Annotated in this window: 12 protein-coding genes; 9 read left to right on the top strand and 3 right to left on the bottom strand. The window is 60.8% G+C overall.

All coding sequences use genetic code 11. The features are described from left to right. Positions 1-7 precede the first annotated feature (7 nt). Both DHV10_RS09575 and DHV10_RS09570 read right to left on the bottom strand, forming a co-directional pair. Complete coding sequence (locus tag DHV10_RS09575) at positions 8-1,849, bottom strand: CRTAC1 family protein (protein WP_109486122.1); 1,842 nt, start codon at positions 1,847-1,849, stop codon at positions 8-10. A 237-nt stretch (positions 1,850-2,086) separates the two neighbouring features. Beyond that, positions 2,087-2,233: a DUF3309 family protein gene (locus tag DHV10_RS09570; RefSeq protein ID WP_109486121.1), complete on the bottom strand. Its 147-nt coding sequence runs from the start codon at positions 2,231-2,233 to the stop codon at positions 2,087-2,089. A gap of 322 nt (positions 2,234-2,555) precedes the next feature. Between DHV10_RS09570 and DHV10_RS09565 the strand changes: the two genes are divergently transcribed. The 5 genes from DHV10_RS09565 to DHV10_RS09545 all read left to right on the top strand — a co-directional run bounded on the left by DHV10_RS09565 (position 2,556) and on the right by DHV10_RS09545 (position 5,750). Beyond that, positions 2,556-2,708, top strand: a complete 153-nt coding sequence (locus DHV10_RS09565; protein WP_109486120.1) for a lmo0937 family membrane protein — start codon at positions 2,556-2,558, stop codon at positions 2,706-2,708. A gap of 122 nt (positions 2,709-2,830) precedes the next feature. Further along, positions 2,831-3,070 (top strand): CsbD family protein, encoded by a 240-nt coding sequence (locus DHV10_RS09560; RefSeq protein WP_109486119.1) that lies wholly within the window; start codon positions 2,831-2,833, stop codon positions 3,068-3,070. 330 nt (positions 3,071-3,400) lie between these two features. Then, positions 3,401-4,246: a ComF family protein gene (locus DHV10_RS09555; RefSeq protein ID WP_109486118.1), complete on the top strand. Its 846-nt coding sequence runs from the start codon at positions 3,401-3,403 to the stop codon at positions 4,244-4,246. A 14-nt stretch (positions 4,247-4,260) separates the two neighbouring features. Beyond that, on the top strand, positions 4,261-4,884 hold the full coding sequence (locus DHV10_RS09550; RefSeq protein WP_239461423.1) for an HNH endonuclease: 624 nt from the start codon (positions 4,261-4,263) through the stop codon (positions 4,882-4,884). Positions 4,885-4,952: 68 nt separating this feature from the next. Beyond that, positions 4,953-5,750, top strand: a complete 798-nt coding sequence (locus DHV10_RS09545) for a dimethylarginine dimethylaminohydrolase family protein (RefSeq protein ID WP_109486117.1) — start codon at positions 4,953-4,955, stop codon at positions 5,748-5,750. A 23-nt stretch (positions 5,751-5,773) separates the two neighbouring features. Here DHV10_RS09545 and DHV10_RS09540 read toward each other — a convergent pair whose 3' ends face one another. Beyond that, entirely contained in the window at positions 5,774-6,676 is a 903-nt protein-coding gene (locus tag DHV10_RS09540; RefSeq protein ID WP_109486116.1) for a hypothetical protein, read from the bottom strand. Positions 6,677-6,976: 300 nt separating this feature from the next. Between DHV10_RS09540 and DHV10_RS09535 the strand changes: the two genes are divergently transcribed. The 4 genes from DHV10_RS09535 (at position 6,977) to moaC (ending at position 13,481) form a co-directional block, all read left to right on the top strand. After that, positions 6,977-9,007, top strand: coding sequence for a sensor histidine kinase (locus tag DHV10_RS09535; RefSeq protein ID WP_109486115.1), 2,031 nt, complete (start codon positions 6,977-6,979; stop codon positions 9,005-9,007). A gap of 262 nt (positions 9,008-9,269) precedes the next feature. After that, on the top strand, positions 9,270-11,399 hold the full coding sequence (locus DHV10_RS09530) for a dipeptidyl-peptidase 5 (protein WP_109486521.1): 2,130 nt from the start codon (positions 9,270-9,272) through the stop codon (positions 11,397-11,399). 96 nt (positions 11,400-11,495) lie between these two features. Next, positions 11,496-12,839: a molybdopterin molybdotransferase MoeA gene (locus DHV10_RS09525; RefSeq protein WP_109486114.1), complete on the top strand. Its 1,344-nt coding sequence runs from the start codon at positions 11,496-11,498 to the stop codon at positions 12,837-12,839. Positions 12,840-12,998: 159 nt separating this feature from the next. Further along, positions 12,999-13,481, top strand: coding sequence for a cyclic pyranopterin monophosphate synthase MoaC (gene moaC, locus DHV10_RS09520; RefSeq protein ID WP_109486113.1), 483 nt, complete (start codon positions 12,999-13,001; stop codon positions 13,479-13,481). Positions 13,482-13,550: the final 69 nt, after the last annotated feature.

Raw genomic sequence — 13,550 nt, 5'->3', positions numbered from 1 at the left:
CCCTCAGCTACTTCGCCGGCGCTTCGGGCAACAGCTTTACCTCAGCTGCTTTGCCATCGCACAGCTTGCCGCCGCAGAGAGCGGCGGTGATCCCTTTGCCCTCTTCGATCGTGTAGATGCGGTCCACCGCGGGCAGCTTGATCTTCTCCTTCGCTCCGGATGGCCAGTGAATCTCGGCCGTTCCCGCGTCCGTCGCATCTCCAAGCCCGAAGTGAAGTCGCCGGTCATTGGACGAAATATAGCTGCCGCTCGAAAGCACGTCCTGTCGTTGACGCACGCCATTCGCCTGCAGGTACACCGTCGCGCATGTTGCATCCTTCGGACTCATCTTGCCGTTCGCCGCGTTCTTTCCGCCTACCAGGCCGATAGCGACCCAGTGGTGCTTGTCGGGATTCACGTTCCGCAGCAGCGCCGGCGGCCCGTCCACCGGGTTGATGATCACATCGATTTTGCCGTCGTTGAAGAGATCGCCAAATGCGGCTCCGCGCGCGGGCAGTACGTCCGCCAGACCAGATCCCTTCACGGGCGGGACATACTCAAACTTCCTGCCCTTGCCGCTGTTCTCGGGAATGTTGTGGAAGAGCAGCGGACGCTCCGCAAACGTGGTGCCCCAATCGTGCTTGTCGACTTCCGGGTAGACGTGCCCGTTCACTTCGAACAGATCGAGCCAGCCATCGTTGTCGAAATCAAGAAACCCATCGCCCCAACCCACGAACGGAATCGTCGTCTGTGCCAGCCCCGCCTTGTAACTCACATCCGTAAAGCTCGCATCCCCGTCGTTGTGGTAGAGAACCTTGTAGTCATCGCCGAAGTCGGTGACGTAGAAGCTCAGCAGTCCGCTGTTCTCGTAATCTCCGGCCGCAATCCCCATCGACGCAATCTCGCGCCCATCCTTATTGAGAGCGAAGCCGGAGACATAGCTCTGATCGTCGAACGTGCCGTCCCCTTTATTGATGTAGAGGAAGTTCGGCTCTGAGTCGTTACCAACAACAATGTCGGGCTTCCCATCGTTGTTTACGTCGGCAAAGATCGTCGTAAAGCCGTAGTACTTGTCCTTGTCCTCCACGCCGGCTTTTACCGTGACGTCCGAAAACTTGATATTCCCGTCCTTGTCCACGCCATCGTTGTGAAAGAGATGATCCGGTTCGCCGAGAAGGCCCCGCGGTCCGCAGTTCACGTTGTCGCCCCGATAAAGACAGGAGGCGTATCCAACTGCTTTGGTCCCTGCGATCGGCAGATTGTTGCGATCGAAGTGAACATATCCCGTTACGTAGAGATCCAGCCTGCCGTCGCCGTCATAGTCGCCCCAGCTCGAGCCCGGCGACCAGTTGCCGAGATCGACCTTTGCCCCTTCTGCAACATCGGTAAACGTCCCGTCATGATTATTGTGAAAGAGCCGGTTCTTACCGTAATTGCCGACGTAGAGATCGGGCCAGCCATCGTTGTCGTAGTCGGCGACGGAGCACCCGTATCCCCAGCGATCGTTCTGTACCCCGGCCTCTTTTGATACATCGGTGAACGTGCCGTCGCGATTATTGCGAAACAGCGCGGCATGGGCCGTCGGCTCCTTCCCATCAAGCGCGTCAAACGTCGAGCCGTTCACGAGGTAAATATCGAGCCAGCCGTCGTTGTTGTAATCGATCAGGCATACGCCCGAGCCATTCGTCTCAACGATGAACTGCTTTTGCGGCACACCCATCTTGTGCGTCCAGCCGGCAAGTCCCGCCGACTTCGTAATGTCCTGGAAGACAACCGTTCCTTTTTCGACAAATCCACCCGCGGTGATGGGCCGCTTCTGCTCGTCATACTGCGGCGTTGACTGCACGCCGGCAGCGATGCCGCTCGACATCCCGGGCTTCTGGCCCGATTGCGGAGGCTGTTGCGAAGGGCTGGCGGGAGCCTGAGGTCTTGCGGCGGATCCTGCGATCAGGAAAAGAAGAAAACATGCGAGACCGCGGACGCGCAAAAGAAGAAACCCCCTCGGTGGATACGGTCGCAGTGTATCGCATCGAGGGGATCACTTTCGAATGGCATGTCGCGCACACGAACGCGCTGTGTAAGGCGGAGGTGTGGAGCTTGCGTGAGACTAGAAAACGTGGAGCAGCACCAGGATGAGCACGATCGTGAGGATGAGACTGAGCCCGCCGCCGCCGTAGTAGCCGATGCCGGGGCCCATGCGATATCCGCCGAAGCCGAACACCAGAATCAGGACAATGAGAAGAACAATCAACATAGTTTTAATCTCCTTCTTTCGTTAATGTATTGACCCCGCGCACACGACTTGTCCGAATGCGCGCATATATGGGTGCGGCTTTTGTACGTGCAGATGACGCAAGCAGCAACTCTGAAAATCTGATGCGGCTGAGATTGCTAAAGCTGTACGGCCAAAGATGCGCGGCAGGAAAGGATGTCGTCGAAGTGGGTTATCTGCGGCACTTGACATTCGAGCAGATATTTTGTTCAGGATTCTGAGCAGCACGAACAACCAACGGGAATGAGAGAGGCGTCCAAGCAGGTGTTGTAGATATACGTAAAGTTTCACGGAGGTAGTAACGATGCTTTGGACAATCTTCGTCGTCCTCCTGGTTCTGTGGCTTCTGGGTCTGGTAAGCAGCTATACGCTGGGTGGCTTCATCCACGTTCTGCTGGTGCTGGCACTGGTCGTCCTCGTGATCCAGCTGATATCCGGACGCAGAGCAGCACTATAGCGAGTTCGGAAAACAAGTTTTGAAATGAAAGGCGCGTACGCAAGTGCGCGCTTTTTCGCGGGTGCCGGCTCACTCCGGTGCTCAGTTAAAAACGCAAGCCATACCCAGGGAGGTAAATACATATGAATAGTGACAATATCAAGGGATCCATTGATGATGCGGCAGGCCGCGTAAAACGTCAGGTGGGCGAGTGGACCGGCGATACGGGCACCCAGGTAGACGGCGCAGCGCAGCAGGTGAAGGGCAAGGCTGAGAAGGCCGTCGGCAACCTTCGCGACGCCGTGAACGGCAATCGTAGCGTCGACGCGGATCGGGACATCGACGACAACACCGACCGTGAATCGGTTCGCGATCGCGAGTAGTTCTCTGATCGAAGCAATCGTGGGAGGCGGATCAACGCCTCCCATTTTCATTTCCCGTAATCCGCAGCTTTGACCGTCCCGCCCCATAAGTTCACGCGGTTTAAGCTCCGGACTCGGGCCAGGGGACATCAGAATCTCATCGCCTGAGAGTGCCGACTCGGGCACCCCGCTTGCTAAAAGATTACGAATGAAGCTATAGATATAGGTAACACCGGAGAAGCAGGACACCCGGTTCTGCGCTCGGTGCCAGTGAGGTGCGCCTTCCGCAGGAACTACGGTTCACTGTCGATTGACGGTCCACTATCGGAGACATCCCGTTGGCGCGCGATTGTGCGTGTCCTCCGAAGTCCTGCAGACGCAATTAGTTCCGCACTGCTGCCCGCCTCCTGTTCTCTCTGCGGCTCCCCGCTGCCGCGACTTTCTTCCGCTCCAATTTGCGACGCCTGCTGGTCCGAGATCACCTCCCACTCTGGGCTCGTCTGCTCTCGGTGCGGCGACACGCTCGACGCACCCGTTCTCGACGGCATTCCCGCCACAAATCTCTGCCGGGCCTGCGCCATCGCCCCTCCGCCTTTCGCAAAAGCCGTCTCCTTCGGGATTTACGACGGCCGGCTTCGCGATGCGATCCACGCGTTGAAATACGACCGCATTCGTCCTGCCGCACGGAATCTCGGCGCCCTGCTCGCTGAGGCCATTGCGCAGATTCTTCCCGAAGCTCCTTCCGCAATGCTGGTCGTCCCGGTTCCCTTGCACCGAACCAAGAATCGCCAAAGGGGATTCAATCAGGCCAGAACTCTCGCGCAGGCAGCGATCGGCTCCCTTTCCCAATCTCATCCCCACTGGAAGTTCACGCTCGCCCCCAGTACGCTCATGCGCCTCCGCGCTACCGAAACTCAGGCCGGGCTCACTCCCACCCAGCGGCGCAGAAACGTCCGCGGCGCATTCAAAGTAAGCGATCCGAACGCAGTAAGCGGACAGCACGTCCTGCTCGTCGACGACATCCTGACTACCGGGGCCACCGCTCGGGCCGCCGCGCAGTCCCTCATCAAGGCCGGAGCGGCCTCCGTTTACGTAGCGACGCTGGCCAGGGCGCGTCGCATCAACAGCAACGTTTCACGAACTCATGCGTTCGCAGACATGCATTCGTCATCATCCAGTCATCAACCTGCTTCATAACGAGGGGAAGAAGGATGTCGCTCGGAAAAGCCATGATTCATGCACGCAAGCAAAAGACTGCCGCCCGCGCCGCCGCCCATGCTGCTGAATCTGGCGCGCACGCGGGCATCCACGCGGGCCACATCCTGCAAATGCCGGTACTGGTCCTCAACGCTTCCTACGAGCCGATCAACATCTGCGGAGCGCGCCGCGCGCTTGTTCTGGTGCTGAAAGGAATCGCACGCACCGAGGAAGAGCACGGAACCACGCTGCACGCGCAACGAAGCTTCGTCGCCATGCCGTCCGTCATCCGGCTGCTCGAATACCGGCGAATCCCGCACCAGACGCGGGCGCTCTCGCGCAAGAACATCCTTCTTCGCGATCGCAACCAGTGCCAGTATTGCGGCGTAGTCCTCCCCTCCGGCGAACTGACGCTTGACCACGTTGTCCCGCGTTCTCGCGGCGGCAGCTCGACCTGGGAGAATCTGGTCGCGTGCTGTCACGCCTGCAATCGCCGCAAGGGCAACCGCCTGTTGTCGGAGATCGACGATATGGCGCTGCTGCGCGAACCGCGCCCCTTCTCCCTGCACACCAGCCGCCAAATTATGCGCATGCTGGGCCGCGGCGACGATCGCTGGCGCAAGTACCTGTTCTATTAGCGTCCTCGCACTGCCTCGATTCGAAGCGTTGTCAACGCAGTTCGAAACAACGCTACACAAACACTTCGATGCCTACGGAAGCTGGAGGTGCGCCTCTGTTCACTCGCGCCATTGTGCGAATACCCGGCAGCAACTTTGCTGATGGCTTGACCACCGTCGACCTCGGCGTCCCTCACTTCGATGAAGTCCTGAAACAGCACTCGACCTACTGCGACGCGCTGCGCGCATGCGGCCTGGAACTGACGGTCCTCGACCCGGATCTGCGTCACCCGGATTCCACTTTCGTCGAGGACACCGCCATCCTCACGCCTCAGGTCGCCATCTTCTGCCGACCCGGAGCAGCAAGCCGGCAGGGCGAGGTCACGGCCATCAAACCCGCAGTCGAGCGCTTCTACTTCAGCACCTTCACCATCGAAGCTCCGGGCAGCGTCGACGGCGGCGACATCTGCGAAGCCGGCTCGCACTTCTTCATCGGCATCTCGCACCGGACGGACGCCGAAGGCGCCCGTCAGCTCGCCATATGTCTGAACGCGCTGGGATATACAGCTTCCACCATCGACGTGAGGGGAATGACCTCGATCCTGCATCTCAAGAGCGGCATCAGCTACATCGGCGACAACACGCTAGTCGTCATGGACGAGATGGCTTCGAATCCCCTCTTCAGCCGCTTTGAGCTCATCCGGGTTTCCGCTGAAGAGAGCTACGCCGCCAACTGTGTCCGCGTCAACAACCGGGTGCTCGTAGCCGACGGATTCACAAGAATGACCGCCGATCTCGAAGCGCGGGGCTTCAATCCACTCGCGCTGGACATGTCGGAGTTCCGCAAGATGGACGGCGGCCTGAGCTGCCTCTCCCTGCGCTTCTGAGACTCCGCTGAGTTCCGCCGATCTTACTTCTGCGGTTTCGCAGGAGCGGGCTGTTTCTTCTGCTCTCCGGGCTGGTTGGGCTGTTGTCCGTTCTGGGTGATGTCCTGCCCGTCGTAGATGATCTTCACCGTGGAGCCGAAGCGCTTGTAGTCGGTGTACTTGATCGTGTCCCGGATGTGCACGTCCTCGCTCATCGTGTAGCTGCCGCCCTTGAAGTGCAGCACGCCCTCGCCCTTTGTGTAGACCGGGAACCAGTAGTGCCCATCCACCTGTTGGCGCCAGGTCATGAACGGCGGGTGAAGGTCCTCGTTGTTCTTGCGCGTGTCATCGGGAACCATGCGGCCGTTCGTGACCACGATCTGCAACTCGCCGGAATCCACCCAGATACGGCCGAGAAAGTACCGCTTGTTCTTCTCGATTTGCTTGGGAGACACATCGAAAACCACGCAATCTACTTCATCGACCTTCTGCTTACCGACATACTTCACGTTGTATTGCGTGATCTCTTCCGTGGTCAGAACAAACGGATAACCCTTCTGAATGTCCTGAAGATCCGAAGGGCTCATCGTCACGCGTTGCAGTGTGTTCTCCGGCGCATATACCGTCTTCTCCATGCGCCGGCCGGTCGGGTCAAACGTCACATCGTCAACCTGGTACCACTCGCCATCGACCTTGTTGTCATCGTCCAGCGTCTGCACCCGCGCCACTCTGCGGTACGTGTAGTGATTCAATGCTTCCCGGAACTCGCTCTCCTTGGCCGCGAACTTCTTGATGATCTCTTCGGGCGGCGTAGACGGCTGCGTCAAGTCGAGCTTCCCGAACCCTGCGTCCAGCGGCATCGGGGTAAAGGTGTCCTTATCCTGCGCGACTGCGGGCAACACCAGCATTGTGGCGATGGCTGGTATGAGCCACCAACGGTTTCTCACTGCTTGACTCCTCATGGTCCGCATTCAGGACACTCTCTTCTTGTTACCACGTTAGACGTATTTACAGGATGCCCGGGTGCCAAGCAAAATCGCCAGTGGCGAAGCCGGTGGCGCACGGACCGCCACGTCCCTCGACGATCGGTCCGCGTCCGGCCAGACTCAAACTCAGCATTTACCGTTGGGGATCAATGGTTTAAGCTCACTGATTAAAGTCAGTAGCTGCCCCCGGCAACACCCGAACTGGACGCGCGCGACCCTCAAAGAGGGCGCGGACGCTTCCAAGGAGAAAAGCGCACCATCATGCCCGACAGCTATCAGCTTCCCGCGCTGGTTCTTACGCTGCTTCTGCTGCCGGCCTTCTGTCAGCTTTACCTGCGCTTTCGCAACGCCCGGACCCTCCTTTGGTTCCTCGGCTTCCTGTTTGCCTGCCTCCGCATGCTGCAGTACTACAAGCTGGGCGTCTGGGATTACACCAGTGCCGTAGAACATCCCTGGATTGTGGCGACCGGCCAGACCGCCATCCTCATCAGCTCCGCCTTCTTTCTCGCATCGCTTACGCCCATGCGCTTCCGACTCGGGCGGGTCCGGGTGCTCTACGTCATCCCCTTCATCCTGCCCCTCATCGCCTACGCCCTCCTGATCTACGGCGTATATGGAGGCGTAACGCCCTCAGGCACCACCTTCCTCCTCTTCCCCGCTTTAGGCGGCCTGTCCCTCTTCGTGGCCTGTGCATGGGCCATCTCCCACCGGGGAATTCCAAGAGCCTTGCCCCTCGGCCTCTGCATCCTCCTGGGCGCCGTGGGACTCTGGATCTGCTTCAGAATTGGCGGAGGGTGGCCGCTCACCTACGTTGAGTGCGCGATCCACCTGACCACTGCCCTGCTGGTCTTCTACGTTTTCCGGCGCATCTCTGCCGGTACGCTGCTGGCGGCACTCGGCTTTATTGGCTGGTCCCTGAACATCGGCGAAGCGCTCCCGTTCCACTTGGGGTTCTTCCATGCCGGACGGCCCGGTCTGGTCGAAGAACGAATCATCGTGCTGTCCAAAGTCGTAGCGGCAATCGGCATGATCCTCATCGCGCTCGAAGATCAACTCGCGACCAACCAGGCGGGAGAGAAACGGGAACGCCATGCTCGCCAGGAGATGGAGGCCTACACGCGCCTCAACCTGGCACGCCGCCGCGTCGAGGATTTCGACGGCCAGGCCGCTACCGTCTGCCAGTCCATCGTCGAGAACAGCCGCTTCAAGCAGTCCGCCATCATCCTGCTCCAGGGCTCCGGCCGCTATCACCTCTCAGGCTCCGCCGGCTTTGATGACGCAACCCTCACTGCCCTCGAAGCGCTTGCAGGCCGCATTCCCGTCAGCGGCTTCCTTGATCCGGAGAACGTGACCCCAACCCTCGAGCACGCTCAGACCTTCGATCTCGATCTCACTCCATTCCTCGTCCCCGGTGACGACCTCACCCGCCTGAAGCTGACCACCGTGCAGGCGATTCCCTTGCGCGGCAGGACTTCCACCGAGGGCGCAATCTTGCTCGCAGGTCTTGAAAAACCTCACGATCCCATCACCGCTGTCGATCTGCTCCCGCTGGAAGTTCTCGCCACCCGGCTCCAGGCGCTCCGCAGCCACACCATGATGCTCGAAAAGCTCGTCGACGCCGAGAAGTTCGTCGGCCTTGGACAGCTCGCCGGCAATGTCACGCGTCAGCTCAACAACCCTCTGACCGTCATCCTCGGCTACGCCTCTCTCCTCGACGAAACCGAGGACCTCAACCCGCAGGCGCACAAAGCCATCGAAGCCATCCTCACCGAGGCCCGGCATATGCGCCTGACCCTCGAGAGCCTCGCCCGCATCTCGCGTCCGCAGGGCGATCAGATGGCCGCGATCTCCGTAACAGAACTCCTCAGCGACCTCGAACAGCTCCATCGCTCTGAATTCGTCCAGCGCTCCATCGACTTCCGCGTGCAGATCGCGCCAGCCCTGCCGCGCATCCTGGGCAACGCGCAGCAGGTCCGGCAGGCGGTCCTCTACTGCCTCCAGTACGCCATGGACGCCGTCGAGAAGCTCGACACCGCGCAGGAAAAGACTGTCCGCCTCGAAGCCGTCGCGGAGAAGGGCCACGTCCAGATTCTTGTCGCCCACAGCGGTGCGAAGTTCACCGTCCCGGCCCGCGCCTTCGATCCATTCGTTCCCGAGCCCACAGGCGAAGAGTCCACCAGCCTCGGCCTCAGCATGTGCGCATCCATCCTGCGCGAAAACAACGGCAAAGCCAGCGCCCTCAACTTCGAACCCCGCGGCGCCGGCATCCTCCTCGAACTCCAGGCCGCCTAGGAACAGTTCTCAGTCCTCAGTTCTCAGCAGTCTTCCCGCGGATGCTCAGTGAACCGATCAGTGATCACTGGCAACTGGCAACTGGCAACTGACAACTGGCGACTGGCAACTGGCAACTGGCAACTGCCGTTGTACACTTCTCCTTCGCGCCGAGAGACCGCGCGAGGGGAACGCTATGCGTAGATCGGGTTCGTCTGCTCTTCTTTTCTTTGCGGTCTTCTCTGCAGCTTCCATCACAACTCAGGCTCAACCGAAGCGCCCCATGACCTTCGAAGACATGATGCACATGAAGCGTCTGGGCGAAACCGCCGTCTCTGCCGACGGAAAGTGGCTGGGCTATTCAGTCACAACAGTTGACCTCGAAAAGAACACAAAGACTCCGGAGATTTGGCTTCAGCCGATTGCGGGTGGCGAGCCTTTGAAAGTCTCTGCTACCCAGCCCGGCGACGGTGGACTGCAGTTTGCTCCGGACGGCAAGCGCGTCCTCTTCGTCAGCGGCCGCGAAGGCGCCAGTCAGGTCTGGATTGCAGACTTCGACGACGCAACCGGCGCGACCAGCAACGCGAAGAAGCTGACGTCCATCTCGACCGAAGCCGACAACGCCAAATGGTCTCCCGACGGAAGGTTCATCGTCTTTACTTCAAACGTCTATCCCGATTGCGCGCCTATCACCTTCGCCGATTCCAAAACCGGCGACCAGTGCAACGCCGATCGCGACAAGGCGAAGGCCGAGAGCAAGGTCAAGGCGCAAATCTTCACCCACCTGATGTACCGCCACTGGAACCACTTCACAGGCGACAAACGTTCGCATCTCTTCCTCATCGAGGTGGACACCGGAAAGCTCCGCGATCTAACCCCGAACGACACGCACGATGTGCCGACGGATTATCCGACGTCCCCCCTTGGCTGCGGCTGCGCCATCTCTCCCGACGCCAAGGAAATGGCCTTTGTGAAGAAGGATGTGCCAGAAGAGGCCACCAGCACCAACTCCGACATCTTCACGCTCGACCTCACCAGCCCCGACGCAAAGCCCATCAAGGTAAGCACCGCTCTCGGCGGCGACATGGATCCCGCCTACTCCCCCGACGGCAGATACCTCGCATGGCGCTCCCAGGCCCGCGCCGGCTACGAGAGCGACAAATTCCGCTTGGCTCTTTATGACCGCGGGGCGAAGACGATCAAGTACCTACTGCCGAAGTTCGAGAATTGGGTGGATGAGTTTGCGTGGGGACTGAATTCGGAAACGATCTATTTCGTTTCCGGCTCTCGCGGCTCTGCTCCGGTTTATGAATTGGATTTGAGGACAGGGCGGGCTGCTCTTTGGGTGACTCTTCAACAAGGGTCGGGAGAGTTCAGTAGTATCCATCCGACACCGGTTCGTAATTCGGTTGTCGCGACGCGCATGACGGCAGGGCACCCGAGCGAAGTGTTCGAGATTGTGAATTCGCCAGCAATCGTAGATGTGCTGCCCACCAAGAAGGAAAACGCAGCACAAGCAGGAAGATTGCCGGTTTACCCAGTGCCAGAGGCAAAAGAACTTCGACAGCTCACTCACCTCAACGACGCCCTACTCGCTAACCTCGATCTTTCCGAGATGGAAGACTTCTGGTTCACCGCATCCGACGGCACCAAAGAACAGGGCTTCCTCATCCGCCCGCCCAACTTCGACCCCAGCAAGAAGTACCCGCTCAAGTTCCTCATCCACGGCGGCCCGCAGGGTGCCTGGGGCGACGCCTGGTCCTACCGCTGGAATGCCGAGCTCTTCGCCGCCAACGGCTATGTCGTCGTCATGATCAACCCCGGCGGCTCCACCGGATACGGTCAGGCCTTCGTCGATAGCGTCAATGGCGACTGGGGCGGCAAGCCCTTCACCGACCTCATGTCCGGCCTCGACTACGCCGAGCAGCACTACCCCTTCATCGACAAGACCCGCGAGTGCGCCCTTGGCGCGAGCTACGGCGGGTACATGGCCAACTGGGTGCTGGGCCACACCACCCGCTTCAAGTGCATCGTCTCCCACGACGGCATGTTCGATCCCGAGTCCGCTTACGGAACCACCGAAGAGCTCTGGTTCAACGAGTGGGAGTTCAAAGGCAAACCGTGGGACTACTATGGCAAGCCCGACTCAGAGAATCCCTATCGCAAATGGGCCCCCATGATGTCGGCAAAAACCTTCAAAACGCCCACCCTCGTCGTTCATAGCCAGCTCGACTTCCGTCTCGACGTCAGCGAGGGCTATCAGCTCTTCACCACCCTCCAGCGCCTCGGCGTCCCCAGCAAAATGCTTTACTTCCCCGACGAAGGCCACTGGGTCCTCAAGCCCCAGAACTCCCAGCTCTGGTGGAAAACGGTCAACGACTGGGTCGACCAATGGACAACAAAACCCAACTAGACGCAATCAGGCGAACAGGGACTGATCTCCAGTCCCTGTTCTCGTTTCCTGAACACTGACCACTGATCACTGATCACATCTCGCTACAATTTCCCCATGCCCCCCGACCTCCTGAGCTACGAGCAGGCCGCGTCCCTCATCGCTGAAAACGCACGCGCCATCTCTGAGAGCCGCCGGCCATCCATCGAACGCATCGACCTCGCCGCAGCTCCCGGACGCATCCTCGCCACACCCCTCCTCGCCGACGACGACCAGCCTCCCTTCCCCCGCTCCACGCGCGACGGCTACGCCTGCCGAGCCGACGAACTGTCAGCCCACGTCCCCCTCCCCATCGCCGGATCCACCCGCGCCGGCCAGCCCCCCGCCAGCCCGCTCCCTCCCTCCTCCGCCTGGGAGATCATGACTGGCGCTCCCGTCCCTTCTGGCGCCGACTGCGTCGTCATGCTCGAACACGTCGAAGAATCCGGCAACACTATCCAGCTTTCCGCATCCCGCACCATCGCCCAGGGCGACAATATCGTCTCCCGCGGAGCCCAGTCGCGCCGCGGCGACCAGATCCTCAGCGCCGGCTTCGCGCTCGGCCCCGCCCAGATCGCCCTCGCTGCTTCCTGCGGCTACTCCACCGTCGAAGTGTTCCGCCGTCCCCGCGTTGCCATCCTCACCACCGGCGACGAACTCGTCCCGGTCGACGCCACGCCCGGCCCCGGCCAGATCCGCAACTCCAACGCCCCCATGCTCGCCGCCCTCGTCGCTCGATGCGGCGCCGATCCCCTCATCCTCCCCACCGCAGCCGACTCCCCCGAAGCGCTCGACGCCGCACTCGCTCAGGCGGCCACCGCCGATCTGCTCCTGATCTCCGGCGGAGTCTCCGCCGGCACCCACGACCTCGTCGAACCCGCCCTTGCCCGCCGCGGCGCGCAGTTCCACTTCACCGGCGTGAAAATCCAGCCCGGCAAACCCCTCGTCTTCGGCCAGATCCCGCAAAGCGCAGAATCGCAGAAGCAGGACAAGAAGCATCAGGGCAAAACTTCAGTCGTGCCAACCAGCGCCCATACAGACGAAAGGGCTTCAGCCTCTCGATCAAATTCGATCCCCTTCTTCGGCCTCCCCGGCAATCCCATCTCCTCCGCCGCCACCTTCCTCCTCTTCGCCGCCCCCATCCTCGCCGCGCTCTCCGGCAGCCGCGAAACCCACCCCCGCTTCGTCCTCGCTCAACTCGCGCGCGATACCGATCGCAAAGCCAAACCCGGCCTCACCCGTTTCCTCCCCGCCCTCTGCACCTTCAACCGCTCGGCCAACGCGCTTCCCCAGGTCGCCACCATCCCCTGGCACGGCTCCGGAGACCTCACCGCCTTTGCCCAATCCAACTGCTTCCTCGTCATCCCCGAAGACGCCGCCCACCTCGACGCCGGCTCCACCGTCCGCATCCTGCTACATTGAAAGCGCCGTTCTTATGATCTCGGGTGCCCCTTAGCCTGCCCTGAGCTTGTCGAAGGGTCTCCCGAATTTGAAGACATGGGAGACCATCACGCCAGAACAACATGCGGGTGCCCCCGGTCCCTCGCTTTTGGGGACCGGGGATCGCCGGAAATCACAAATATGCCCAAACCAAAATCGCCGCAGAAGCTCTCCCACTACGACGCCGCCGGCACCGCCCGCATGGTCGACGTCAGCTCCAAGCAATCCACCCGCCGCACCGCCACCGCCTCCGCCTTCATCGAGCTATCGGCAGCCGTCCTCGCCGCCCTGCCGCAGAACCCCAAGGGCAATCCGCTTGAAGTCGCCCGCTTCGCCGGAATCCAGGCCGCCAAGCGCACCTCCGAGCTCATCCCCATGTGCCACCCGCTCCCGCTGACACACGTCGATGTCGAAGCGCGCATCGTCGACAGCGGCGTCTCCATCCGCGCCACCGCCGCCACCACCGCGCAAACCGGAGTCGAGATGGAAGCCCTCACCGCCGCTACCGTCGCCGCCCTCACCGTCTACGACATGACCAAGGCGCTCGACAAATCCATCGTGATCCGCTCCATCCAGCTCGAACAAAAGTCCGGCGGCAAATCCGGCGACTACAAACGCGCCTGATGGCGCCGCGCGGGCAGACAAACGGGAGTTGTGCCCCGTTCATCGCAGCTTCACCGCGATGAGCGGAAT

Origin of the sequence: Occallatibacter savannae (genome assembly GCF_003131205.1) — a bacterium.
Taxonomy (GTDB): domain Bacteria; phylum Acidobacteriota; class Terriglobia; order Terriglobales; family Acidobacteriaceae; genus Telmatobacter; species Telmatobacter savannae.
The sequence above is the reverse complement of the archived record's forward strand: the minus strand, read 5'-3'. Positions and strand labels throughout refer to the sequence as shown.